The 23,192-nt window shown below is 69.8% G+C and carries 19 protein-coding genes; 3 read left to right on the forward strand and 16 right to left on the reverse strand.

Going from position 1 to position 23,192, the window contains the following annotated elements; genetic code table 11:
* Positions 1 to 390 precede the first annotated feature (390 nt).
* From Q9R13_RS05055 to Q9R13_RS05130, 16 genes are all read right to left on the reverse strand, one after another.
* Positions 391 to 1,194: a M48 family metalloprotease gene (locus Q9R13_RS05055; protein WP_056680653.1), complete on the reverse strand. Its 804-nt coding sequence runs from the start codon at positions 1,192 to 1,194 to the stop codon at positions 391 to 393.
* A 142-nt stretch (positions 1,195 to 1,336) separates the two neighbouring features.
* A complete protein-coding gene (locus Q9R13_RS05060) occupies positions 1,337 to 1,684 on the reverse strand; it encodes a hypothetical protein (protein WP_156393578.1) in 348 nt (115 codons plus the stop codon).
* A gap of 5 nt (positions 1,685 to 1,689) precedes the next feature.
* Complete coding sequence (locus Q9R13_RS05065) at positions 1,690 to 2,391, reverse strand: hypothetical protein (protein WP_310963993.1); 702 nt, start codon at positions 2,389 to 2,391, stop codon at positions 1,690 to 1,692.
* On the reverse strand, positions 2,388 to 3,866 hold the full coding sequence (locus Q9R13_RS05070; RefSeq protein WP_310963994.1) for a type IV secretory system conjugative DNA transfer family protein: 1,479 nt from the start codon (positions 3,864 to 3,866) through the stop codon (positions 2,388 to 2,390). The genes Q9R13_RS05065 and Q9R13_RS05070 overlap by 4 nt, the downstream gene beginning before the upstream one ends.
* The gene (locus Q9R13_RS05075; protein WP_056680641.1) at positions 3,863 to 4,147 is read right to left on the reverse strand and encodes a hypothetical protein; all 285 of its coding nucleotides are present in this window, start codon (positions 4,145 to 4,147) and stop codon (positions 3,863 to 3,865) included. The genes Q9R13_RS05070 and Q9R13_RS05075 overlap by 4 nt, the downstream gene beginning before the upstream one ends.
* Positions 4,144 to 4,746, reverse strand: coding sequence for a hypothetical protein (locus Q9R13_RS05080; protein ID WP_056680638.1), 603 nt, complete (start codon positions 4,744 to 4,746; stop codon positions 4,144 to 4,146). Before Q9R13_RS05080 ends, Q9R13_RS05075 begins: the two co-directional genes overlap by 4 nt.
* Before the next feature lie 77 nt (positions 4,747 to 4,823).
* The gene (locus Q9R13_RS05085) at positions 4,824 to 7,979 is read right to left on the reverse strand and encodes a peptidoglycan DD-metalloendopeptidase family protein (protein ID WP_310963995.1); all 3,156 of its coding nucleotides are present in this window, start codon (positions 7,977 to 7,979) and stop codon (positions 4,824 to 4,826) included.
* A gap of 28 nt (positions 7,980 to 8,007) precedes the next feature.
* Positions 8,008 to 9,543 carry an ATP-binding protein gene (locus tag Q9R13_RS05090; RefSeq protein ID WP_056680631.1) on the reverse strand — a complete coding sequence of 512 codons (1,536 nt, stop codon included), beginning with the start codon at positions 9,541 to 9,543 and terminating at the stop codon, positions 8,008 to 8,010.
* The gene (locus Q9R13_RS05095; RefSeq protein WP_310963996.1) at positions 9,543 to 11,048 is read right to left on the reverse strand and encodes an SCO6880 family protein; all 1,506 of its coding nucleotides are present in this window, start codon (positions 11,046 to 11,048) and stop codon (positions 9,543 to 9,545) included. The genes Q9R13_RS05090 and Q9R13_RS05095 overlap by 1 nt, the downstream gene beginning before the upstream one ends.
* 74 nt (positions 11,049 to 11,122) lie before the next feature.
* Entirely contained in the window at positions 11,123 to 13,093 is a 1,971-nt protein-coding gene (locus tag Q9R13_RS05100) for a type IV secretion system protein (RefSeq protein WP_310963997.1), read from the reverse strand.
* Positions 13,090 to 13,866, reverse strand: coding sequence for a hypothetical protein (locus Q9R13_RS05105; protein WP_310963998.1), 777 nt, complete (start codon positions 13,864 to 13,866; stop codon positions 13,090 to 13,092). The genes Q9R13_RS05100 and Q9R13_RS05105 overlap by 4 nt, the downstream gene beginning before the upstream one ends.
* On the reverse strand, positions 13,866 to 14,732 hold the full coding sequence (locus Q9R13_RS05110) for a hypothetical protein (RefSeq protein ID WP_310963999.1): 867 nt from the start codon (positions 14,730 to 14,732) through the stop codon (positions 13,866 to 13,868). Before Q9R13_RS05110 ends, Q9R13_RS05105 begins: the two co-directional genes overlap by 1 nt.
* A complete protein-coding gene (locus Q9R13_RS05115) occupies positions 14,732 to 15,025 on the reverse strand; it encodes a hypothetical protein (protein ID WP_011755687.1) in 294 nt (97 codons plus the stop codon). Before Q9R13_RS05115 ends, Q9R13_RS05110 begins: the two co-directional genes overlap by 1 nt.
* Before the next feature lie 39 nt (positions 15,026 to 15,064).
* Positions 15,065 to 15,913 carry a hypothetical protein gene (locus Q9R13_RS05120; protein ID WP_310964000.1) on the reverse strand — a complete coding sequence of 283 codons (849 nt, stop codon included), beginning with the start codon at positions 15,911 to 15,913 and terminating at the stop codon, positions 15,065 to 15,067.
* Entirely contained in the window at positions 15,910 to 16,131 is a 222-nt protein-coding gene (locus Q9R13_RS05125) for a hypothetical protein (RefSeq protein WP_056680613.1), read from the reverse strand. The genes Q9R13_RS05120 and Q9R13_RS05125 overlap by 4 nt, the downstream gene beginning before the upstream one ends.
* A gap of 61 nt (positions 16,132 to 16,192) precedes the next feature.
* Entirely contained in the window at positions 16,193 to 17,146 is a 954-nt protein-coding gene (locus Q9R13_RS05130; RefSeq protein WP_310964001.1) for a hypothetical protein, read from the reverse strand.
* Positions 17,147 to 17,558: 412 nt separating this feature from the next.
* Between Q9R13_RS05130 and Q9R13_RS05135 the strand changes: the two genes are divergently transcribed.
* The 3 genes from Q9R13_RS05135 (at position 17,559) to istB (ending at position 22,899) form a co-directional block, all read left to right on the forward strand.
* Entirely contained in the window at positions 17,559 to 20,345 is a 2,787-nt protein-coding gene (locus Q9R13_RS05135; protein WP_310964002.1) for an NACHT domain-containing protein, read from the forward strand.
* A 236-nt stretch (positions 20,346 to 20,581) separates the two neighbouring features.
* Positions 20,582 to 22,117: an IS21 family transposase gene (gene istA / locus Q9R13_RS05140; RefSeq protein ID WP_021473522.1), complete on the forward strand. Its 1,536-nt coding sequence runs from the start codon at positions 20,582 to 20,584 to the stop codon at positions 22,115 to 22,117.
* Complete coding sequence (istB, locus tag Q9R13_RS05145; protein ID WP_021473521.1) at positions 22,114 to 22,899, forward strand: IS21-like element helper ATPase IstB; 786 nt, start codon at positions 22,114 to 22,116, stop codon at positions 22,897 to 22,899. The genes istA and istB overlap by 4 nt, the downstream gene beginning before the upstream one ends.
* The last annotated feature ends 293 nt before the right edge of the window (positions 22,900 to 23,192 follow it).

Consider the following 23,192-nt stretch of genomic DNA (forward strand, 5'->3'; position numbering starts at 1 on the left):
CCGCAGCCGGTCTCGTCGATCAACGTCTTGGCCTCCAACGCACTATCAGCCGTCTGGTGCAGGGACACGGCTCCGTGCCGGTACCTGACAGGCCCAGAAGGTCTGCACGCCACCAACGCGATAGCTCCTTCGCCGGAGACCCACGGAGCGTCGTTCCAGATGCACTTCGCCATCGTCAGAAAGGTCCTGTGCTTACGTGAGCAATTGTGCTGCCGCCAAACTGGTCCCAGATCGGTTGGAGTCACGATCGTCATCCTCACGCAGCGAAGAAGCCAGGGTCTACCCAGGCCGCGGCCGACCGGATGGACTACGTCGGCTGCCAGCCGCAGAACGGGCCAACGAGGTCGGCCCGGCTGCTACCAGAGGTGTTTCGCCGCCGCGTTCGAGAAGTCACCCAAGGCGACTGCGCATGGCTGCGAGCCGCGCCTGCGGCTCGGGGTGGGTTGCGAACCACCGCCGCTCCAGCCGCGACCACGCGGGGCCGCCGTCGGGCGTCGGCCGCGCCAGGCTTTTCTCGTAGAACCGCATCAGCTCGGCGGCCGCGTCCAGGTCGCGAGTCAGGTCGATGGCGAAGAGATCGGCGGTGGCCTCTTCGCGCCGGTCGAAGGTGAAGCGGAGACCGAGAAACGCCACGGCCGCACTCATCGTGGCCAGCAACGAGGGGCCGGCCAGCTGGGGCGAGGCCGCAAGAGCAGCTGCAGTGAGACCAGCGCCTGCCAACACGAGGAGTAGGTAACCGACCAGCCACGAGTACCGCGCCGCGGCCGAACTGCGCTCGCGGCGGATGACGTGGCCGAGCTCGTGGGCGGCCAGGCTCTGCACTGCGCGGGCGCTGAGGCCGGTGAGCGCGGCCCGCGCGAACACCACGGTGGGGGGACGACCAGCCCGGAAGCGGGTCACCGCGAGACCACCATCGCCCACGGTCCCATCGGCTTCCCCGGCGACCGGGGCGCCCAGGATCGCAACGACGTCGGTTGCCGGAGGCGGGACGTTCGCGACTGCGGCGACGGCGGCCATCGCCGCGGCGGCCCGCTGCTGCAGCAGGACGTCGACCGGGCTTGTTTGCGCGCTGGTGCGCCAGCTGACCGACCAGGCGAGCAGGACCTTCGCAAGCGCCACGATCAACAGAACGGCTCCGCCGAGGTAGGCGATAGTCACCACGATGAGGAGCGCTGAGGTCAGCTGATCCGGCATCAGTCCTACGCCTGGGAGGTCGAAGGGGCGAGAACGCTCAGAATGGCTCTCCCACAACGAAGCGGTGTGTGACTACCCGCTGGCAGGGGTTGCCGTTCTCTCAGCGGCGTTCTAACGCCGTCTTGAGCCCGTCGTGCCCACTTCATCGCGATGCAGTGGGCGCGAGCTCCACGTCTGGGGTCGCCGACGTCGATGGGATTGCGCGGTCCTCGGCCGCTCGGCCGCGGGCGGCTGTCGCAGGCTCCTCGAGGTCCTCGGTCGCCTCGACCATTTGACGCTGCTCCTCTGTGCTCGGTACGCCGTATCGGCGATTGGCCATCGCCTCGACCTGTGCAACGGCGTTCCACACGTACTCACCCGAGCCGTGGGAGTAGCAGGCGTTGACGTGTTCGCGCGCGTGGCCGAGCTCCTTCTTGCTTGAGCGCGGGTGCTCGCCGAGAGCCTTGAGGGCGCGCTGGGCTCGGCGGATGGCCTCGGAGCGTTCGTTCATCTGCATCATTCGCGGGGTCCCTTCTCGGTGCGGGTGCGCGGCAGAGCGCCGCCCAGCTCGTCGTCGTGGATTTCGCCGGTGTCGAGGTCGACGAGGCCGAGCCGCGGTGGACCGGCCGGCGATTGTTCGTGTGCCCGCCGGTTGACGGGCAGAGCGTCGATGTCGTGGGCGAACGTGTTCTCGCGGCGCTGGCGGCTGGCGTCGGCCAGGTGCTCGCTGTGGCGCGGCTTGGCCGGCCAGCTCTTGTGCTCGTCGTCGCAGTGGGTGCGCAGCCTGTTGCGCATCCGGTCGGTGAACGCCGGCAGGCAGTAGCGGTGCCACTCCTCGAGCGCGTCGCTGGTCATCGCCAGGCCGGCCCGCCGGCGCTGGTCGGCAAGGACGGCGATCTCGTGGACCAGGTGCGGGTGCAGAGGCCAGCAGCTGGGGATGAGCCCGGAGACGTCCCAGGTGTACTCGCGGTTGAGCCAGATCACGACGTCCTCGAGCCACTCCCACAGGTCGTGACGCAGCTCGGGGTCCAGGCAGGTCGACGGCTCCCAGGGCCGCGACAGCAGCGCGTGGTTACCCAGGGCCTTCTTCTCCTCCTCGGTCCCGTTGATGGCGATGTGGAGCTCGCGGTAGGCGAGGCGGACGTGGTCCCCGGGGACGGGGAACGGGAAGACCATCAGCGTGGGTGCCGCCCGGCGGGTCTGCTGCTCGGTGGTCACAGTTCACTCCTTGCGTGGTCGGTCTCGTCGTCGACGAAGCCGAGACGGCGTGCCTCGACGAGCGCGGCGGTGGCTCGGGCCTCGGGGGTGATGACCATGCGCCGGTCGTTGGTGAGGCGCTCGCGCAGCGCCCGCTGGTCGGCCAGCAGGCGTTCCCCGGCCTTGCCTTCGACGCAGCGGTGCAGCTTGGCGATGATCGGGTTGCCGTTCTCGGCGACGACCAGAGCTTGGCGTTCGGGCAGTTGCCGGACTTCCTCGGGCCGCATGATCGGGATGTCGTCGCCGGAGAAGCTGCGCCCACCGCCACTGGCTCCGCCGGTGGAGTGGGTGACCCGCCCGATGCGGACCGTTCCGAGGAGGTCGGAGATCTCCTGGTTGAAGGCGACGTCCTTGGAGCCGCCGAACATCACCAGGGCGTTGGTGAGGCCGAGCAGTGCTCGGGCCTCGTGCTCACCGAAGATGCTGGTCAGCTGGGGCCGAGTCTGGGCGGCCCAGATGAACGACAGCCCCAGGGCGCGCTCGTTGGCCATTCGGGTGCGCAGGGTCGGAAGCGGCGCGGTCGACGGCAGCTCGTCGAGCACCGAGACCAGGGGCGGGCACAGCCGGCCGCCCCACGGTGAGCTGTTGGCCAGCAGCAGGCCGGTGTCCAAGACGTGCTCGGCCACGGCGGTCATCAGGGGGCTGGCCGAGGCGTAGGGGTCTTCGCGGCCGAGCAGGTAGATGGTGCCGCGTCGACGGATCACGTCGGCGAGGTCGGTGGCGGGACGTCCGGGGCTGGGAATGCAGCGGCGGCGGATGTCGGCCTGGAAGAACAGCGAGACCGCCTGCTGCACTGTGGTGACGGTGTTGCCGGCGGTGCGGTCGTCACCGTTCAGCGCACCGTGCAGGAGGCCGTGCCAGAACGGCTCGGCGTGCGGGTGCCGCCGCAGGATCTCCATCGGCTGGGTGGCTGCGGTGGGGTTGGCGACCCACTGCAGCACGTCCTCGAGCGTCCTACCGGTCAGCGCCGCGGCGTGGAAGTAGCCCTGCAGCACCTTCGCGGACTCGGCGGCGTAGAACCGCGCAGCATCGTCGCCGGTGCCGCCGGTGATCGCGCCCTTGACGGTGCCGGCGGTGAAAGCCTTGGCGCGCCGCTCGGCGACCTTGGGGTCCACGCAGCCGGCGATCGGGTCCCAGATCAGCTCGTCGACGGCGCCCTCGGCCAGGCCGAAGGGGTCGAGCACCACGCAGGGCCGGTCGTCGCGGGAACGCTCGGTGAGGCTGAGCAGCAGGTCCTCGACCTTTGTCAGTGTCACCAGGGCGGCACCCGGAGCGCCGAGCAGCGCAGGGGTGAGCAGGTCAAGGGTCTTGCCGGATCCCTGCGGGCCGATTACGCCGGCGGTGCGGTCCCACGGCACCCACAGCTCGCCGCCTCGCGGCTCGTGGGCATCACCGATGCGCCAGCCCACGTCCCAGGGGTCGAACCTCAGCTTCATCGCGCCACCTCGGGAACGGTGTCCCCGCACGGGGCGAGGCAGCGACGGCAGATCACCGCACGGCCGTGGCGTTCTTCTTTTCGGCGGCCGAGGAGCGGGAAAGAGGTGTCGGACAGCAGGTCGCGCGCCTCGCAGAGGAGTTCCACCTGGCCGGCAGCCACGTAGTAGTGGCGCCCGACGAGGACCGGCCGGTGTCCGCGGCGGCGACAGCTGATGCCGCCCAGGCGGCGGCCGCGGGTGCGAAGTGTCGGGTTGTCCTGCAGTGGGGTCTCGTTGCTCATCGGTCTTCCTTCGTTCGCCGGCCATGCAGGAGCCACGGGCTGAGGCCGTGGCCCAGCTGCGGGCCGGGTTGTTCGGTGAGGTCGCCGGCGGTGCGCTGGACCGGCGCTGCTGTCGCGGCGGCGTGCTTGCCGTAGAGGTCCGGGCGGACGATGCCGGCGACCTTGCGGAGCCGGGTGACGCCGAGCAGCTTCTCGGCCTCGGCTGCGGTCGCCATGCCGCGCATGCGGCCCGGGCCCCAGCGCTGGTAGGCCCACGCGCCGAGCCACATGGTCGCGGTGAGCAGCGCGACCTCAGTCAGGGCGAGGCTGACCCAGACCAGGCCGCTACCGGCCAGACCGTCGGGGGTGGGGCTGGGCAGCCCGGCGTCGGCGTGTCCGCCGAGGACGCCGGGAAGGCTGGTCCAGAAGGCGGTGCCGATGGGTGAGGGGAACGCGCCGGCGTTGGCGTCGGGCCATGTCCATCCGGCGCCGGCGACCAGGTTGGCGACTGATCGTCCGAGCTGGATGCCAATGACGATGATGAACAGGGTCGCCAAGGCCACCGCTACGGGGATCTCCCAGGTCCACGGGTAGGGGTCTCGTCGTCGCTCACGCTGCATCGGTCTGGCCACCTCCAGGCGGTCGTGGGTCGTTGGGCCTCGCTGGTCACCTATGTGCTGTCAGGGCTCCGGTGCGATCACACGGCGTGACTCGGGCGTGATGCGTTCTCTGCGAGCCAGGTCGAGGGGTCGACGTTGTCGGGGCCGTAGATGGAGCCGTTCTTGAGGTGGACCTCGAAGTGGAGGTGGCAGCCGGAGACGTTGCCCTCCTTGCCGACCTGGCCGATCGGCTCGCCGGCTGCGACGGTCTGGCCGCGGCTGACGCTGACGGTCGCCATGTGGGCGTACCACGTGGTCAGGGACCCGGCGCCGGTGGTGACCTTGACCAGCTGCGGCCCAGCCCAGGAACGCTGGGTGGTGTCGATCTCGATGGTGCCGGCGTGGGCGGCGTAGACGGTGGTTCCGCAGGGTGCGGAGAAGTCGGTGCCGGTGTGCCACCTGGACCAGTAAGGGCCGGTCTCGTGCCAGTTGTGGTTGTCGGTTCCGACATACTGCGCGGGCACCGGATAGACGACCTCGTCGCAGGAGGCGCCCTCGAGGCCGACCGGCTGGACGGAGGCGCCGGGCTTGACGTTGATGTGGACATGGTCGAGGTGGTTCTCGGTAGCGCTCCCCCGGTCCTCCATCGGCCGCCAGCCCTCGCCTGCGCGGGCGACCGACCAGATCCGCTGGTACCAGATGATGTAGTCGATGCCGAGCTTCTGGGCATTGGCCTTGGCGTAGGCGGCGAGACGGTCGCCCTGCGCGCGGCCCGCCGCGTTGAGTGGCACCATGAAGTCGGCCGCGAGCCCGGCCGGGTGGCCGTTGGGGTCGGTGGCGCTCTCGCGGTAGCCGCCGACGGTCTTGATGTCGAACATGGGGCCGAGGATGTTGACCAGCTGGGTCAGCTGCGGCTTGACCGGGCCGAGGTTGTACTTGGCCTCCGCGGTGCCGGAGTCGACTGCGCACCCGGCGCTGCTGCCGGCGGTGGTGGCGGTCACCAGCGGGTGGTCGGCGATCTTGCTGGCCTGGGCGCTGGTGTCGACCGCGGCGCTGGCCCAGGTGAGGTTGGCGCCGTAGACGTGGTCGATCGGCGCGTCCTGCTTGGGCTTCTTGCAGGGGTCGGCAGAGCCGCCGAAGGCGTTGCTCAGCTCAGGGGTCAGTGCGCAGTGCGAGGAGTTGCTGCCGTCCTTGCCGTCGTTGAAGTCGCCGAGGATCACCGAAGGGGTGCCGGTGCCTGCGAGCTCGGTCATCGTGGCCAGCTGGAGGCGCAGCGCCTCCTGGCGGTGCCCGGCGGCGTTCCCGTGGGTGTTGGCCGGGTTGTGGATGCTCCAGACCCAGATCACCTGCCCGGTGGTCGTCGAGGTCAGCTGTACCAGGGGCATGCCGACGTCCTTGCCGCCGAAGTACGGGATGTCGACGAGGCGCCCGTCGGTCTGCTCCCACTCGTTGTGGTCCCAGATCACCCGGTTCTGTGCCTTCCCGCTGGCCGGGTAGATCCCCCACTTGGCCGCGTACTGGTTCTCCAGCGCTTGGGCCTGCGGGCCATGCACCTCCTGGAGGCCGGCGATCGAGATGCCGGCGTTCTCGATCGTGCGCATGGCGCCGGGCAGTCGCTTGTCCCAGGTGTCGTACCCGGGCCGCTCCCCCGGCTTGTCGGTGTGGCCGGCGCCGAGCAGGTTGAGGGTGCCGACGGTGATGGGGTTGACGGTCTCGCCCTGGCAGTTGGCGACGTTCGTGGTGGAGCCCTCGGAGTCAGAGCCGGGCAGGTCCGGCAGGTCGCCGCCGAGCAGATCGGTGATGTCGCCGGCGACGTCCTCCCACTGGGCGTAGGCGTCTGGGTAGCCCGAGCGCTGGACGGCCTGCGCGGCCTGGGTGAGCGGCATGTTCTGCCAGCCGGGGATGTCGAGGAGGCCGGGGTTGCCGGTGTGCTGGGCCTGGCCGAAGAACGCGCGGGCCGCGAGGAGGGGGTTGGTGATCTCGGCCCGGCTTCCCCAGCCGGCCGAGGGGCGCTGCTGGAACAGGCCGCCGGAGTCGCGGTCACCTCCGGTGAGGTTGACCAGCTTGGACTCCTGGATCGCGGCGGCGATCGCGATCTGCAGCCCGTAGTGGGGAATCTCGAGGTCGCGGGCGACCTGGGCGATGGTGATCGCGTTGCGGGCCTGCTCGGCGGTCATGGTCGGGTAGTTGGACGCGAACCGCAGCCGCATCAGCTGGGCGAGCACGTCGCGGGCCGGCGGCTCGGCGGACGTCCGGGCGGTGGTCGCCGCGGGCACGATCCCGTCGGTCGTGGTGGTGGTCTCGGGCGCGCTCTCCGGGCCGGCGCCGTTCATCGCGATGCGAGCCGAGAGCCAGTGGTGGTCCGACACCATCGTGCCGTCCCAGCCCTGCTCGAGGCGGGCGCCCTGGTGGTGCGGGAAGAAGATGAAGTCGACGCCGTGGTTGTGCCATCCGTAGCCGGCGGCCTTCATCTTCGCGGCCGCCGTCCAGGGGATGTTGGTGTAGGAGGCCTGGGTGTTCATGTCGCCGCCGATCAGCACCGGACCGTGGGCGGCCAGCGAGTTGCGCAGCTGCAGCAGGATGACCATTCCGGCGCCGTACTGCTGGGGCCGGGTCAGCGGCGGGTTGCCGTGCTGCTTCGGCCAACGGTGCGGGTTGGTCATGTGGTGGGTGGAGACCACCGAGACCACGGAGCCGTCGGCGCGGCGCAGCATCACCCATGTCGCGAAGCGGTCCCACGTGACCGGACGCCCGTCGTAGAAGGTCTTGTCGTCGTCGACGAGCTGGACCCGGCCGCCGTTGACCTTCGTCCAGGTCGAGCTCTTCCAGAGCACGACGTTGCCCATGGCCTGCTCGGCGCCGGTGCCGGTGCCGGCCGGGGCTGCCACCCGGAAGGCTGAGTAGCCCGGCGTGGCGGCTTCGATCTGCTCCAGGCTCCAGCCGCTGGCCTCGTTGAGGGTGACGAACTCGGGGTTCTTGGACAGGACCTTGGGCATGGAGGCCCGGAACCCGTCGAGGCCGGAGCGGCGCGGGATGTTGGCCTGCGCCATGGTGATCTTGCCGTTGACCGGGCCGCCCACCGGGCCGTCGATGGCTCCGAGGTCACCGAGCTCGGTAGGCACGGTGCCTTGGCTGCTCTGGGTGCGGCACTCGGCGGCCGCGGTGGTCGTCATCACCACCATCAGCGTCACCAGGAACGGCAGCCCCATGAAGATGATCAGGACGGGCAGTCCCGCGAGCAGCAGCTTCTTCATGACAGGTCAGTCCCGAGGTCGCGCGCGCTCAGGCGGCGGACTCGATGGCCTCGTTGGTGTAGTAGAGCTTCTTCTCCAGCGGGTGGAGCACCGTCTGGACCTTGTAGGTGGCGTCGCCGATGCACCACAGGGCGCGGCCCTTGTCCTGCATGGCCCACCCGGAGACGAGGTCCTGGGCGATCGGGCCGAGCCCGAGCATGGAGTCGAGCTCGCGGGCGACCCGGGGCTTCTGGGCACCGAGGATCTTGATGTCGGCCAGCTCGAGGAGGTCCTTGGCGATCATCGCGGCCTGGGAGTCGGCGTCGCCGACCGAGAGCAGGTCGGAGGGCTTGTGGAGGTTGCAGAACTGGATATCGCCGCCCTTGCCGGCCATGCCGCGTGAGAGCCGCAGGTCGGCGTCGAAGCTCGCCACTGCGGCGGTTCCGAGGCGCATCTGCTTCCAGACCTCGTCGCGCACCACGATGCGCAGGTCGCCTGGCTCGGCGATCTCCCGCAGACCACGCCCCCAGGAGTTCATGCACAGCAGCGCGATGCCCACGGCCTCATCGCCCAGGCCGTCGAGCCGGGAGAGGCTGAACGACTGGATCGGGGCCCGCCAGTCGACCTCGATGTTGGTGAAGTCGTCGAAGAGGCCGGCGAGGGTGCCGGTGACCAGCTCGCCAAGCGCGTTGCGCAGCAGCCGGGTCTCGTCGAGGAACTGACGGGTGTTCGCGTATTCGCAGGCCCGGACGAGCTCCTCGGTGGGGTTACGGAGCAGGTCCCACAGCCGCGGGATGGTCGTCTCCTGCAGGACGCTGTTGCCGGCGGCGTAGCCGGTGAGGATCGCCAGCGCGTTGCGCACGACGTCGCTCTCGTCGGGGCCGAACGGCACCCGGCGCTCGTCGTCGATCTTCATGCTGCCGACCAGGCCTCGGACCAGGACGAGCCACCGCTTGAAGATGATCGTGGCGCGGCGCTGCGCCTCCTCGGCCGAGAGCTTCTCCCACCCGTCGCCGAGCGGCCCCATGGACAGCGGGTTGACCCGGGCCCAGAAGCCGGGGGCGATGACGAAGGGTTCGACACCGAGCGCGCGGCACAGCGACTCGTACTCGTCCTTGACGTCGCCAGTGACCAGGGTGCGGTAGCCGAACGGCGTCATCCGGGTGCAGAACGCCTTGGTGGTGCCGGACTTGCCACTTCCCGGCTTGGCGAACTGGAAGATGTTGGGGTTGGTCGCGGGCACGTCGTCGCGCAGCACCCAACCGAACGGGTCGCAGTAGAAGCTGCCGCCGGAGAGCTGGTCGACGCCCATCTGGGCGCCCGTCGGGGGCAGGGCGGGAGCCGACACGAAGGGCCAGAACACCGGGGCCTGGTCGCTGGTCATCCGCCAGGCCATCGCCGGGGCGGTGGCAGCAGCCCAGCCTCGGCCGCGGCGGGTGGCACCGCGGCGCGGCGCGTAGCGGAAGAGCCGGGGCTCCTTGGCCTCCGGGGCGAGCGTGGGGATCGTGGGCAGGTCGTGCCCGAAGTCGGAGAGCAGGGCAGCCATGTCGCGGCCGCCACGGCGGTTCCGGCGGGTGGTGGTCATCAGGCGTCTCCGCTCCGGGTCAGGCTCGTGCCGAGGGGGATGGTGGACGCGGCGAACCCGACGTCCTGGGCGAGGTCGAGGCGCAGCGGTGCGAACCCGGCGCGTCGGACCGAGGCGTCCAGGCGGCGCCCGAACTCGGTGATCCGCATCGACTTGGGGACGGTGACCGTGCACACGCCGTAGGGCCGGGTCAGCGAGTTGCCGCGGGCCAGCTTGGCGTCCAGGCCGCGGGCCTTGTGGGCTTCGTCGCGCTGCTTGGCGCGGGTCTTGCGGCCGAGCTTCTCGTTCATCCCCTCGGCCAGGTCGGCGGCCCACTCGGCGTTGCCGGACTGCCGGTCGGCCTTGGTCTGGGAAACGATCGGGTACGCGACGACGAACGATCGCCGCTCACCGAACTCGCTGGGGGTGAGGATCGGTGCCAGGGCACCCATCGCGACGCCGCGGGTCGGCAGCTTGATGGTGGCGCTGACCGAGTTCCAGGCGTCGTGGCTGTAGTGCCGCACCGTGGCGTCGGCACCCGAGGGGCCGGCCATCGCCCACGGGACGTCGGCGTTGACGCTCGGGTCCTTCTCCCGCAGCGAGAGGGCCTCGACGATGCCGGCGCGGTCGCCGGGGGCGAATCCGGTCCGGCAGGCCAGCGCAAGCTCGGGGCTGGTGAGCCAGCGCACCGTCGTCATCCCCATCGGGCCGCGCAGCTGGGCCTCGATCTCGGCCATGAGCAGGTAGAGCTCGCGGCAGCGGCCCTCGAAGCCGCCCCCGGACTCTTTGGCCGACCTCGCGATCCGGGTCTCCGGGATCACGACCGTCACGAATTGCTCGGTGCGCACCGATGCCTGGGTGAGGCCGTGGGCCAGGTCGCTGTTGACGACCTCCGACAGCCCCGGGGCGTTGGGGCGGCGGTGGCGGTTGACCCACAGGTCGCGCTCGGCGCCGTCCTCGGGGACGGTGCGCACCATGAAGAGGATCTCGTCGACCTTCTCTGTGCGACCGGCGACGTCGAGCAGCCCGGCCAGCGCCTCGCCGTAGCGGGCGCGCTCTTCGGTGTCCTTCATGCCGATGCCCGGGTGCACGATCGAGGCCGTGACCGCCCAGGTCTTCATGGCGTGGTCCTCGATGATCGCTACGCGCTGCAGCTGCGAGCCGTGCGGCGGGCCGTCGTGGATCTGGACGCCCTGGAGGACCCCGGGCAGGTCCGGGGTGTCGAGGTCGTCGCCGCGGCCCTGGGCGGCCTTGGCGCGGAACGAGGTCCAGCCGAACAGGCCGCCGACGGCGTACATCGTCGAGGCGAACACCCAGCCGGTGGCCGAGCGGCCGCGCACCGGGATCACGGTGATGGCCAGCAGGAACACCCAGACCAGAGCGAACAGAAACGCGGAGAACCACGCTCCGCGGCTGATCGCCCAGAACGCCGGCAGGCTGGCCAGCGCCAGGAACATCAGCTGGCCTCCGGAGAGGCCGAAGAACCAACCGATGCGGTCGCGCTGGTAGTCGGCGTAGGTGGTCATCGTCGGCTTCCCTTCTGGTCAGTGAGATCGGTGGGTGTCGATCGGTGCTCGAGCTGGGGCGGTCGGCGCATCGGTTACACCGCCACCGGTGGGATGCCGCCAGCTGCCGCGCCGGCGCCGCCGGCACTGCCAGCCGCTCCCCCACCGCCGGCGGCCGGGGTCTTGGGAGCGGCGTCAGCTCCTCCGCCGCCCTGGCCGCCTGAACCGCCGCCGGGGCCGCCGCCGGTGGGCAGCGTCGTCGGGGTGGGCGGCGCAGGAGGCGTGGGCGGGGTCGGCATCGACGAGTCCTCCTCGCTCTGGTCGCCGTTCTGCGACCCGGGGTGGGTCCCGCCCTGGCCGCCGGACTGGCCACCGGACTGCCGTCCACCCAGGCCGCTGAAGTCGGGGCCGTAGGTGCTCTGGCCCACACCGGCCTGGTTGCTCTCGTCCGACATCAGAGAGGTCGCCTTCGCGCCGGCGGAGTTGATCCAGCCCATGCCGGTCGACAGGGCCTGGCCGACCGGCCCGAAGCTGCCCAGGGCGCCCTGGGTCGACTTGCTGAACCGGTCGCCGGTCGAGGCTTCGGCGCTCTGCTCGCCCGAGGAGCGGCCGTTGGCGTCAGTGGTCGACGCAGCCGACGAGCCGCCACCTGCGCCGCCGCCGCTGAGCAGGCCCTGGAGGCCGCCCTGGATGGCCATGCCCTGGCGGAACGACGCGCCGCTGGGGGTGCCGGGGTCGACGAAGGCCAGGAGCTTGAACAGGGACAGCGGGGCGACGACGCTGATCAGGATCGTCATCACGGCCGGCAGCGCGGTGCCGAACGCCTTGGCTGTGTCCTCGGCCAGGTGGGCGGCGACTCCGTTGGCGAACTGCACGCCGATGCCCAGCACCATCACCATCAGCACCGGGGTGAACGCCGCGGCGTGGAACCAGCGCAGCGACTTCCAGAACCAGGAGCGGGTGAACTCCGAGACCAGGCCGGCGGCCGCGAGCGGCCCCGTGGCGGTGAGCACCAGCAGGGACGCCGCGCGGGCCAGGTAGACCAGGACGTGCCCGATGGCGGCCAGCCACAGGAAGATCCCCAGGAAGGCAAGAGCGGTGGCCACGCCGGCGTCGGCGATGTCGTCGATGCCGAGTCCGCCGAGCGGGTCCCAGTCGGGCCAGGTCTGCACCTTGAGCAGCGACTTCATCAGCGCCTTGGTCAGCGCCCCGCACGCCGCGATGATCATGACGCAGTACCCGAACCAGCAGGCGCACACCAAGACGAACTGGCCGGACCCGATGAAGGCCCGGGCGAGGCTCTTGCCCTCGCGCTTGAAGGCCGCGGCGCCGAGCTGGAGCATCGCCAAGATGACCACCAGGGCCAGCGCCAGCCACAGGGTGAAGGCGTAGACGTCCTTGCCCGGGCCGTCGGCGCTCAGGTCCGGAGTCAAGAACAGCTCACTGAACGTGAGCACGATGCGCAGCACGAACAGGCCGGAGTTCCAGATCGCGAGCATGGCCGCGGTCCAGGCGTCGGCCGCGGCCTTGGCGATGACGTCGCCGATGGCCTCGAACGGGTTGGGGATGTCACCGAGACCGGGGATGCCGCCGCCGAAGAGGTCACCGACGTTCGGCAGACCGGGGATCCCGGGCAGCCCAGGGACGCCCGGAAGCCCGGGCAACCCGCCGATGTTGCCGCAGATCGCGTCGAGGATCCCGCAGCCGTCGGGGAGCAGATCTCCCGCGCCGTCGAGCAGGTCGCCGGCACCGTCCTTCACATCGCCGGCGGCGTCCTTGCCGCAATCGATCGGGTCCTTGGCGCAGTCGACGGCGTCGCCGCCGAGATCGCACAGGGCGTCGGGCCCCGGGCAGCCCATCTTGAGGTTGCGGGCCGGCAAAGTGCCGCTGGCCACCACCGGGGCGATCGGAGCGAGGTGCGCCGTGCTGGCGGCCGGCTCGCTGGCCGCTGCGGCGGGAGGCTGGAGGGTCGAGGCAGCTCCGAGGAGCGTGGTGAGCACCAGGAGCGCCAGGGCGGCGTTGGCGAGTCGGCTCGCCCGGCGCACGGCGGTGATGACGGTGCTCACTGGGGAGCTCCGTTGATCCGGATCCAGCCGGCCTTCGCGAACTCGGGGGTGCCGGGCGCCACCGCCTGCGGCTGGCCCTCCGAGACCAGGTGCTCGATGTCCGCTTCGCTGCCCTGGACCAGTCGCCAGTCACCGTCGAGCCACCGCATCAGCTGGGTGCCGGCGTAGAGGCTGTCCTTGACCTGGCCGTCAACGGTGGTGAGGGTGACGTAGCTGAGCAGGTTCACCGCGTAGTAGCCGGTGTCGAGCTCCTCGAGTGTGAAGGCGACCGGGGTGACGGCGTACGACGCGGGGGCGGGCACGTCGCCCTCCTTCGCGACGCCGGCCTGCTGGCGGCGCAGCGCGACCGCGGCGCGGGAGCGCTCCTCGAAGACGGCCTTGTCCTCGAAATTGGCGTAGAGGCGGGCGACGGTGACGGCCTGGTCGTAGTCGAACCCGAGCTGTGCCTTGGCCAGCTCGACCTGAAGCGCCACGGCGCCCAGGTCGGTGGCCGGAAATCCCGTCGGGTAGCCGTCGACCTGGTCGTCGCCGGTCGGGATTACGACTCCGTCGACCGGCGCGGTGTCCGGTGCGACCTGCTCGACCGATGCGTTCTCGACCGTCTGGCTCGAGTTGTCCCCGCCGGTGGCGTCGGGGCCGCCGGAGTCGTCGTCGGCCCGGGTGCGAGCACCGAGCCAGACGACGGTGGCCACCATGCAGGCGATCCCCACCAGGATGCCGATGCGCACCAGGGTGGCCCGCGAGTCGTCGTTGCCGGTCGTCAGGTTCTTCATCAGTGGTCCCATTCGATGTGGTCAGGGTCAGTGGTGTCGTCGGTCGACCAGGTGCGCCAGCCGGCCTCGTGGGCCAGCTGCGTGCCGGGCCAGGTCGCGGGGGCGGGTGCGGGCGGGGCGCCGGGAGCGACCATCCAGCGCCCGCCGACCCACTGCATGCGCTCGCAATGGGCGAAGGCGATCTGGCCTTCCTGCTTGTAGGAGGCGGTGACCTTCATCAGCACGCAGACGGTGGTCCAGTCGGGCCCGTCGGTGCCCTTCACGAGCGCGGCGGCCGGCTCGAGGGAGACCGAGGCGCTGGGGTCCTTGACCTCGCCCATTCCGGTGCTGGTCAAGAAGGCCTGGACGCTGGCGGTGATCCACCACTCCTCGGCGCGGACCCCGCCGGGCAGAGCCCAGGCGTTGTAGACCTCCGCCGCGGTGGTCAGGCTCATCGACTGCAGCACCGCCAGGTCGATCTGCGCGAGCTGCCCGATCGCGCCCTCGGGGGTGTGCGGGAACCCGGTCATCACGAACGCCGGTCCGTTCACACCGGTGCCAGCCGGGACTTTGATGACGGGCACCTTGGCGCTGGTGGTCTCGGCCGGGAAGGCGGCGCTCTCGGGAACGGCCAGCATCGGCTCGGCCGCTACCTCGTCGCGATGCACGGCACCCTGGGCCACCGTCGAGCGATCGGTCTCGCCGGTGGCGACGTCGGTGTTGGCGCTGGCTTCCTCGCCGATCCCGGCGACGGCCAGGTAGACCGCGTAGCCGAGGCCACCGAGCAGGAGCACCGCCACGACGACGGCGGCGACCAGGATTCCGAGCAGGCGGCGCCGGCCCCACTCCGTGGCACCTTCGGCCTTCTTCGTGGCTGCGCGCCGCATCAGATGCAGCCCTTGCCGAGGATCCCGTTGAGCATGCCGGGCAGGACCAGGTAGGCGATCGCGCAGGCGAACACGACCACCACCGAGATCACCCCGACCTTGGAGGCGTGCGGCAGGGAGAACACGCGGCCGGCGATGATCGCGCCGATGGCGATCACGATGCCGAGGCCGAACAGGACGATGACGCCCCACAGCACGTAACTGGTGATCTCGTTGGTGGGTCCGACGGCACCCGGCGGCGCCTTCGGGCAGACCTGGGCGGCCATCGGGAGGAGAGCGGTCATGACGTCCATGGGTGGACTTCCTTTCTGGGTTTGCTGACTCGGTGCGGGTCAGGCGCTTTCGCTGGTGTCGGTGGACAGGTGGGCGGGCTCGAGCAGCTGACGGGCTGCCGAGATGAGGGGGGCCGGGACGGGCCGGGAGTCCAGGCCGTTGACCGCGAGCTCGCGTTCCTCGGGGATCTCCACGCACCGGTCCGCGACCAGGGCGCGACGTACGGCGGGGCCGCCGGCGTGCTCGAGGCCCCGGGGCCACTTCTTGCGGCGCGGCCCACGCACGGCGAGGGCGATCTGCTCGGGCTGCCAGTGGTTGGCCAGCAGCTCGAGCGCGACCGAGGCGCGACGCATCCCGGGGACGGTGGCGGTGGTGACCAGGACGACCTGGTCGGCGGTGCGGACGGCCTCGGCGAGCCAGCAGTCGGTGGCCAGCAGCAGGCCGGCCTCCCAGCCGACGTCGAGGATGGTCAGCTGGGTCTCGTTCTCGGCGTCGATCGGCAGCGGAATCTCGTCGACGCCGGCGAGCACCTCGCTGGCCCGCTCGAGCAGGACGTGGTCGCGCTTGCCCTGACGCCAGTCGGTCGGGTGCAGGCCGAGCTCGGCGGTGCTTGCGGCGGCGAGACCAGAGGCGGTGACCGAGCAGCACTCGATCACCCGGACCGGGCCGGCGGCAGCCAGGCCGGCAGCCAGGGCGATGGTGCTGGCCCCGACCGACCCGGCGCATCCGATCACCGCGATGGTGTGCTCCCCCGCGGCTGGCGACCAGTCGTCCGCGGCGGCGGGGCCGCGGCCGCGGGGTCCCCTGCCGGCGCCGACGCCGGTGCGGAACTTGCCGGCGTTCACGGCATCCCAGGCCCGCTTGAGCTCGTCGACCCCGACCGGGCGGCTGGAGATCTGGGTGCTCACTGGGCCTCCCCGATGCCGCCGCGGCGGAACTCAAGCGCGGCGCGGACCTCAGCCGGAGTCAGGCTTGCCAGCTGTGCCTTGGCGGCCTGGACCTCGTGCAGCTGGGCGACGCAGCCGGTGAGCTGCTCGATCGCCTCGGTCTCGCGGCCGGCGATCGCGAACAGCTCGGCAACCTGCTCCGGCGTCCGGCTCTCGCGGTCGTCCTGGGTGTTCGTCATGGGCTTCACCACCTCCAGTCGCCTATGTGTCGTGGGGCGGTGGGAGCGATCACGGTTGCGCTCATTCGTCATGGCCGAACTTCCTCGGGGCGGCCGCGGCGAGGGCGCGCATGCTGCGCGAGCCGCGGCGACGGACGGTTGCCTCGGACACCCCGACCCGCGGCGCGACCCGGCTGGACACCTCGTTGCTCAGCAGACCGCCGTAGCCGCGAGCAAGGTTGCGGGTCTCGACCCGGTCGGCCTCGTCGACCAGGCACAGCAGCAGGTACCGGTCGGCCGGGCTGATCACCTGGTTCTCGCAGGCCCACGCCAGCAGCTCCAGCAGCTCCTCGGTGGCCGACGGCTCCTCCTGCTCCGGGCCGGCGTCGGCGAGGATCTCGGGACGGTGGAACAGGGCGCCAGCAACCCGTTCGGTCGGCATCGCGGCGGCGCTCCACACTCCTGCGTCGCCGTCGGCCAAGTCTCCGGACGAGAAGGACTCCACGAGGGTGGTGTTCGCCCACGTGCGGTCGGCCCGGGAGACGTAGAAGAAGTCCCCGACCTCGCGGAGGACGCCGCCGCGAGTGTTGATCAGGATGTTCGCGGCGACCTTGCGCAGCCGGCGCCACTTGAAGGTCCGAACCTCGATCCACAGCTGGGAGGCCACCAGCTCGTCGATCCGCTCGACGGCCGACCAGGAGCCTGCCGCGACGGGCTGGCTGTCGCGGAAGACCTCGCGGGGAGGGAGGGTGCTCAGCCAGCCGGCGAGCCGGCACGCGCCGGGCAGCAGGCACTTGGCGAGCGCGGCCGCAGCAGCGATGTCGTCGCCGCCATCCGGAGCCGCCAGCATGGCCAGCGCCAGGAGGACCTCGTCAGAGGCTGCGCTGTCCACCGAGGGCAGCCAGGCCCGGAGGTCGTCGAACTCCTCGACGACTCCAAGCCGTGGATCCGCGGCCACCCAAGCCGGCCACTTCTGGCGGGCCTGGTCGAGCAGTTCGCTGTTGTCGTCGAGGCCGAGCTGGTCACCCACACTCATCGCACTCGCTCCCCTTTCGTCCGTGGCTGTGCACGGCAGAAAGGTCGCGAGCGGGCGTCCCCGCATCCGTCCCCCCAAACCCCCGATTTGGAGGGGGGACGCAGAGGAGGGACGCGCGTTTCCGCAGGTCAGAGGGCGTCCCCCCGAAAATTGCAGAAACTTCTTGACCAGGGTGGCGCGGGGCCTATTCGTCGAGATGCGCCGAACGTTTCCAAACGCGACGCCCCTACCTTTCAACACAGAATCGGTAGGGATTCGCTCCGCGGCAGCGCCCTGGTGACAGACGGACGGGTGACCGCGCGGGTCGAACCCGCCGTGTCGCTGCGCGTTGCTACCTTGAGCCGTCCGTCGAACAGTGGAGTCGTCCGTGAAGCACCAGCTGCAGTTGTTGTGCCCCGGTGCCTTTCAGTCGATGGCCGCTGCGCTGGCGATCGCCGAGTTCGGCCCAGGTGTCCAGGTCATGGGCGCTGGCAAGGACGGCGGCCGCGATCTGTACTTCGAGGGCAACCTGAAGTTCGCCTCAGCACTCGAGCCCTCAGAAGACACCTTCAGCGGTTACACCGTCTTCCAGGTCAAGCATCACGACAAGATCTCCGACTCGGAGACCACCAATGCCTCGTGGTTGTGGGGAGAGGTCAAGAAGGAACTCGACGCCTGGGCTGAGTGGGATAGGAAGGACCCGCGCGATCCCCTGCCCGATCAGCTCGTCTTCATCACCAACGTCGCACTCACGCCCGTTCAGAACACGGGCGGCCACGACGCCATCCGCAAGAACATCAAGGCCTACCGCGACAGACTCAACGACCCCAGCCGCGACATCGACGATCAGGATGCAATTCTCGATAGGGTCCAGCGGCGCAAGCGGATCGCGCACATCAAGACGATCCGATTCTGGGACGGCAACCAGCTAGACGCTCTGTTGAGCACGCACGAAGGCGTGCGCCGCCGGTTCGACGCCTTCTTGACCGCCAGCGACGTCTTCACCTTCATCTCTGAACTCACGGGCAACATCGCCGTTAAGGACAGCGAACCGGTTCTGCTTGACCAGGCACGCACCGAACTACTCTCCGACGGGCTCGTGTACTTCGACGACGCCGGTGACCGCGAAAACCGCGGCATCCCGGTGCACGAGGGCGCCATCGATCTCCCCGTGACCTTCCCGGGCGGAGGCCACAGGAGCACCGTGCTGCGGCATGTCTTCGAGCGGGGAGACAACCTCCTAGCTCGAGACATCACAGCTGTGGACGGGCCGCGCCACATCGTCCTCACCGGCCAGCCGGGCAACGGGAAGACCACGATCTCCAAGCTGATCGTGCAGGCATACCGGGTTGCAGCGCTCAAAGGCTCCACGGCACCAGCGGCCAACCACGACACCGTGATCACCGGGACCGTGGACGTGCTGCGGAGGCTGGGGCACCAACTCCCGCGGCACCGGCGCTGGCCGCTGCGCATCGACCTCGCCGACTACGCGGAGGAACGAGGCCACAAGCTCGACGAATCGCTGATGCGATACGTGGCCGAACACATCAGCAAGAAGTCGAACCATGGCACCGTCACTCCCGCAACGCTGACCTCCTGGCTGCGCGCTTGGCCCTGGCTAGTCGTATTCGATGGCCTGGACGAGGTCACCGAGCCAGAGACGCGGCGCACGGTGATCGAGCGCGTCGTGGAGTTCGTCAACAACGCAGAGGGAGACCGATGCGACCTACTTGCCGTCATCACGACCCGCCCGGTTGGCTACACCGAAAACATCGACCCGACGTCGTTCGAAACCGTCGGACTGGACGACCTGACACCCGCTGAGGCCGTCGCCTTCGGAACTAAGGCCGCCCAAGTACGCCTTAGCGGCGACGACGAGCGGATCGGCAAGGTCGTCACGGCCCTTCGGAACGCTGCGCAGGATGAGAACCTCGTCAAACTGCTGCGGACGCCGCTGCAGGTACTCATCTTGTCGATCATCGTCGACGGCGCAGGGACCATCGCACCAGACCGGTACAGCCTGTTCTGGAGCTATTACGACACCGTCGTACGACGAGAGCGCAACAAACCGACGATGGTCCGCACGCTCCTGACCAAGTACGAGCCGTTCATCCACCAGCTTCACGAGCGCGCCGGCTTCGTGCTTCAACAGCGCAGCGAGACGGCCGACCACTCCACGGCTGTCCTAACAGAGCCGGAGCTGCGCGACATCGTCTGGCACATCCTCAACGACGCCGAGTTCAAGCCCGACGGGCACCACTCCGACGTCCTGGACTCGATCATTAGGTCTGCCACACAGCGACTGGTCCTGATCGCGCCCCGGAACGACGGCTTCGGTTTCGACGTGCGCTCACTCCAAGAACTCATGGCGGCCCGGCGAATCAGCGACGCGCCCCTTGAGACCCTGATCAACCGGCTACGTCTCCTGGCCCCCAGCCCACATTGGCGCAACACCTGGTTGTTCGCGACAGGAAAGATGTTCGCGGAACCTCGCGCCCACGAACATCAGGCCGTGGTCGAGCTCATCGAGACGGTCGACCCGGAGGCTCCCGAACGATTCGGATCGCATCTACCGATCGGCCCCGAGGTAGCTCTCGACGTCCTTGACGACGGTATGGCGCGCGCATGGCCGAACTGGAGCCGCCGCATCTTGGCTCACGGGCTCCACGTACTGGACGCGCCCTCTGCGTTCAACCTGGACCGGTCGCTACGCATCCTTCTGCGCTACGCCGACAGCGGTGCCGAACAACGAGACGCAGTAGCACGAATGATGCGTGACGACCTCACAGCCACCGCAAACCGTCTGACGGTCGCCAGCGCGGCAGAGATGGTGTCCGCCATCGAGCACGATCTGCAGGTCAACGAGCGCACACTGGGACTCGGCTTGGTCCTGAACCAGCTGGCCAGCACTCCCCACCCCTGCCCGCCGGGCGTGGACTGGACAGCGTTCGACGACGAGCTCGACACCAGCCCCCACCCCGCCGCTCTCGACCCTGTCATCCGTGGCGCTGCCGCCGCGATGAAGGCAATCAAGGACGAGGTCTTCGTCGAGGAGCACGAAGCCGACCTCATCGCCTGCCTGAACATCCCCGAGGCGGCAGCAGTACTGAGCGCAGCTGTCGCTCACGTGCTCCCCGGCGACGTGTCCCTGTTCCTCCAACTCAGATCCGTGCTCTCGCAGCGCTTCCGCGCCCCACTCGCCGACTGCATCCTCGCCTGACTTCCTGCCGGACCAAGCGGCCGTCAGGCCACGCTGTGTCGAGGGTGTCGGCGGCCACGAGAAACTGCCCGGAGACGGCCACGAAGCTGCCCGGTGGCGGACATGAGAACTGCCCACTGACGGTCATGGGATCTGCCCGACACGACGTCGTCTGCCTCACCGGTTCCCACGGTTGAGGCCCCTCCTCAGGTGCGGTTGGCGGTGCTGATGCGCCGTTCGCCCCTGAGGAGGGACATGTGAAGTCTGCCGAGGAGATCATGGAAATCTTGGATGCCTACGACCTGACTGGGTCGTTTCGTGATGCCGGTGAGTTGGCCGGCTGTTCGCACCACACGGTGAAGCACTACGTGGACCGCCGCGCTGCCGGCGGGGAGCTGGACCAGACCGCAGCCCGGCTGCAGTTGATCGATGAGTACCTGCCCAAGGTCGAGGAGTGGGTCGAGCGGTCGTTCGGGAAGGTCCGTGCCGATGTCGCCCACGAGAAGCTCGTGGCGTTGGGCTACAAGGGTTCGGAACGCACCACACGCCGCGCGGTCGCTAAAGTCAAGGCGTCCTATCGCTCTGGTCGGGTGCGGGTGCACCGGCCCTGGGTCACCGAGCCGGGGATGTGGCTGCAGTACGACTACGGCGACGGCCCGGTCGTCGACGGCGTCAAGACGGTGCTGTTCGTGGCGTGGCTGGCGTGGTCGCGGTTCCGGGTCGTGCTGCCGTTGCGTGACAAGACGATGCCGTCCGTGTTCGCCGCGCTGGACGTCACGTTCCGCCGACTCGGTGGAGTGCCGACCTACGTGCTGACCGACAACGAGAAGACCGTCACGGTCGAGCACATCGCCGGGATCCCGGTCAGGAACCAGCAGTTGGTCACCTTCGCCGAGCACTACTCGGTCGTGGTGCACACCTGTGTGCCCGCGGATCCGGCGTCCAAGGGCGGCACCGAGGCGTCGGTGAAGATCAGCAAGGCCGACCTCGTCCCCAAGGACACCAACCTGCGGGAGGAGTACGCGAGTTTCGCTGAGCTCGAGGCGGCCTGCGAGGCGTTCTGCGAGAAGGTCAACACCCGTGCCCACCGGACGACGAAGCGGCCGCCGATCGAGATGCTCGCCGAGGAACGAGCTCGGCTGCACCCCGTTCCGGCGCGAGCGCACACGGTCGCGTTCGGCACCACCCGCATGGTGCCGGCGAACACCCCGATGGTGATGTTCGAGTCCGGCCAGTACTCGGTCCCACACACCCTGCTCGGTGCAACAGTGTGGGTCCGCACCCACGGGGTCGGTGAGGACGAGTGGGTCGTCATCGTTCATGTCGGCGACGACGGTCCGATCGAGGTCGCCCGCCACCGTCGCGCCACGCCGGGAACGCCGAAGATCGATGACGGGCACTTCCCGCCCCAGCCGTCCGGCCCGCTGGACCGCCAGCCCCGAGCGAAGAACGCCGCGGAGTCGGAGTTCCTCGACCTGGGTGAGGGGGCCCGGCTGTGGTTGGTCGAGGCGGCTGCCGCGGGCACGCCGCGGATGCGGGTCAAGATGACCGAGGCGCTCGCGTTGGCCAAGTTGTTCGACCCCGTCGAGGTCGACTGGGCACTGGGCCACGCCGCGGTCCATGGCCGGTTCGCCGAGGCCGACCTCTCTTCGATCCTGGACCACCACGCCCGGCAGCCCGGCACAGGTGAGCATCGTGCCAGCGAGGACTCCTCGCTGACCCAGGGCACCGCCGCGTGGGCACGGCTCGGCCAGCGGTCCACCGCGGACGGCGACGGCGAGGTGACCCGATGACGACGAGGAGCCCCATCAGCACCGCGCCGCCGTTGCCGGTCGAGTTGGAGGAGCTGCTGCGCAAGCTGCGGCTGCCGCACATCCGTCGCCACGCGCCCGAGGTGGTCGCGACCGCGAAGGCCCAACGCTGGGAGCCCGCCGAGGTCCTCAAGGCCCTGTTCGCTGAGGAGGTCGCCGGCCGGGAACGCTCCGCCTTGGCCACGAGGCGGGCGGCCGCAGGGTTCCCGACCGGCAAGACGTTCGATGCGTGGCAGCCCGAGATCTCCTCGATCCCGGCCCCGACCCAGCAGGCGCTGCGGACCTTGGAGTGGGTCCACCGGCGAGAGAACCTCGTGGTCTGCGGGCCATCCGGGACCGGGAAGACGTTCCTGCTCGAAGCGCTCGGACAACAAGCCGTCGAGCAGGGACTCAAGGTCGCCTGGTTCACCCTGGAAGACCTCGGCGTCCTGCTGCGCCGGCACCGTGCGGACGACACCGTCACCAAGGCCATCGCCCGAATCCTGCGGGCCGACCTGGTCATCGTCGATGACATCGGGCTCCTGGCCGTCGCCGCCGACGCCGCCGAAGGCCTCTACCGCCTCGTCGACGCCGCCTATGAGAAGCGCTCGGTCGCGATCAGCTCGAACCTGCACCCGTCCGGGTTCGACGAGCTCATGCCCAAGACGCTGGCCACCGCCACAGTCGACCGGCTGCTCCACCACGCCCACGTCTGCCAGACCAGCGGCGACAGCGTGCGCCTGACCCAGGCACTCGCCGGCCAGGGGGTGAGCCCGTTGAGCTGAGCACCCCGGTCGGTGGTGGCCACCGCCCCCTTGGGCAGATCCCGTGGCCACCACCGGGCAGTTCTCGTGGCCGTCAGCGGGCAGGTTTCATGTCCGCCCCTGGGCAGTTCCTACTGTCCCTTGACACGAGGGCGAGCTCGCAGATCGGCGGACCCCAGACCGCCAGAAGGGCGGGCACCCAGGTCACGTGACGGGCCAGCTGGCCCCCCGAAGGCGAGCGTCTAGGTCCGCGCGATTTCCTATTCATCAGCGCAGGCGAGCCACCCCATGCTCTACTTCTCGCGAGCCCCAGG

The organism is Nocardioides marmorisolisilvae (assembly GCF_031656915.1).
GTDB lineage: Bacteria > Actinomycetota > Actinomycetes > Propionibacteriales > Nocardioidaceae > Marmoricola > Marmoricola terrisoli.

Coding starts and splice junctions, on each gene's coding strand:
- Q9R13_RS05055 (WP_056680653.1), bottom strand. CDS start 1,194: ATGCCGGATCAGCTGACCTCAGCGCTCCTCATCGTGGTGACTATCGCC.
- Q9R13_RS05060 (WP_156393578.1), bottom strand. CDS start 1,684: ATGAACGAACGCTCCGAGGCCATCCGCCGAGCCCAGCGCGCCCTCAAG.
- Q9R13_RS05070 (WP_310963994.1), bottom strand. CDS start 3,866: ATGAAGCTGAGGTTCGACCCCTGGGACGTGGGCTGGCGCATCGGTGAT.
- Q9R13_RS05075 (WP_056680641.1), bottom strand. CDS start 4,147: ATGAGCAACGAGACCCCACTGCAGGACAACCCGACACTTCGCACCCGC.
- Q9R13_RS05080 (WP_056680638.1), bottom strand. CDS start 4,746: ATGCAGCGTGAGCGACGACGAGACCCCTACCCGTGGACCTGGGAGATC.
- Q9R13_RS05085 (WP_310963995.1), bottom strand. CDS start 7,979: ATGAAGAAGCTGCTGCTCGCGGGACTGCCCGTCCTGATCATCTTCATG.
- Q9R13_RS05090 (WP_056680631.1), bottom strand. CDS start 9,543: ATGACCACCACCCGCCGGAACCGCCGTGGCGGCCGCGACATGGCTGCC.
- Q9R13_RS05095 (WP_310963996.1), bottom strand. CDS start 11,048: ATGACCACCTACGCCGACTACCAGCGCGACCGCATCGGTTGGTTCTTC.
- Q9R13_RS05105 (WP_310963998.1), bottom strand. CDS start 13,866: ATGAAGAACCTGACGACCGGCAACGACGACTCGCGGGCCACCCTGGTG.
- Q9R13_RS05110 (WP_310963999.1), bottom strand. CDS start 14,732: ATGCGGCGCGCAGCCACGAAGAAGGCCGAAGGTGCCACGGAGTGGGGC.
- Q9R13_RS05115 (WP_011755687.1), bottom strand. CDS start 15,025: ATGGACGTCATGACCGCTCTCCTCCCGATGGCCGCCCAGGTCTGCCCG.
- Q9R13_RS05125 (WP_056680613.1), bottom strand. CDS start 16,131: ATGACGAACACCCAGGACGACCGCGAGAGCCGGACGCCGGAGCAGGTT.
- Q9R13_RS05130 (WP_310964001.1), bottom strand. CDS start 17,146: ATGAGTGTGGGTGACCAGCTCGGCCTCGACGACAACAGCGAACTGCTC.
- Q9R13_RS05135 (WP_310964002.1), top strand. CDS start 17,559: ATGGCCGCTGCGCTGGCGATCGCCGAGTTCGGCCCAGGTGTCCAGGTC.
- istB (WP_021473521.1), top strand. CDS start 22,114: ATGACGACGAGGAGCCCCATCAGCACCGCGCCGCCGTTGCCGGTCGAG.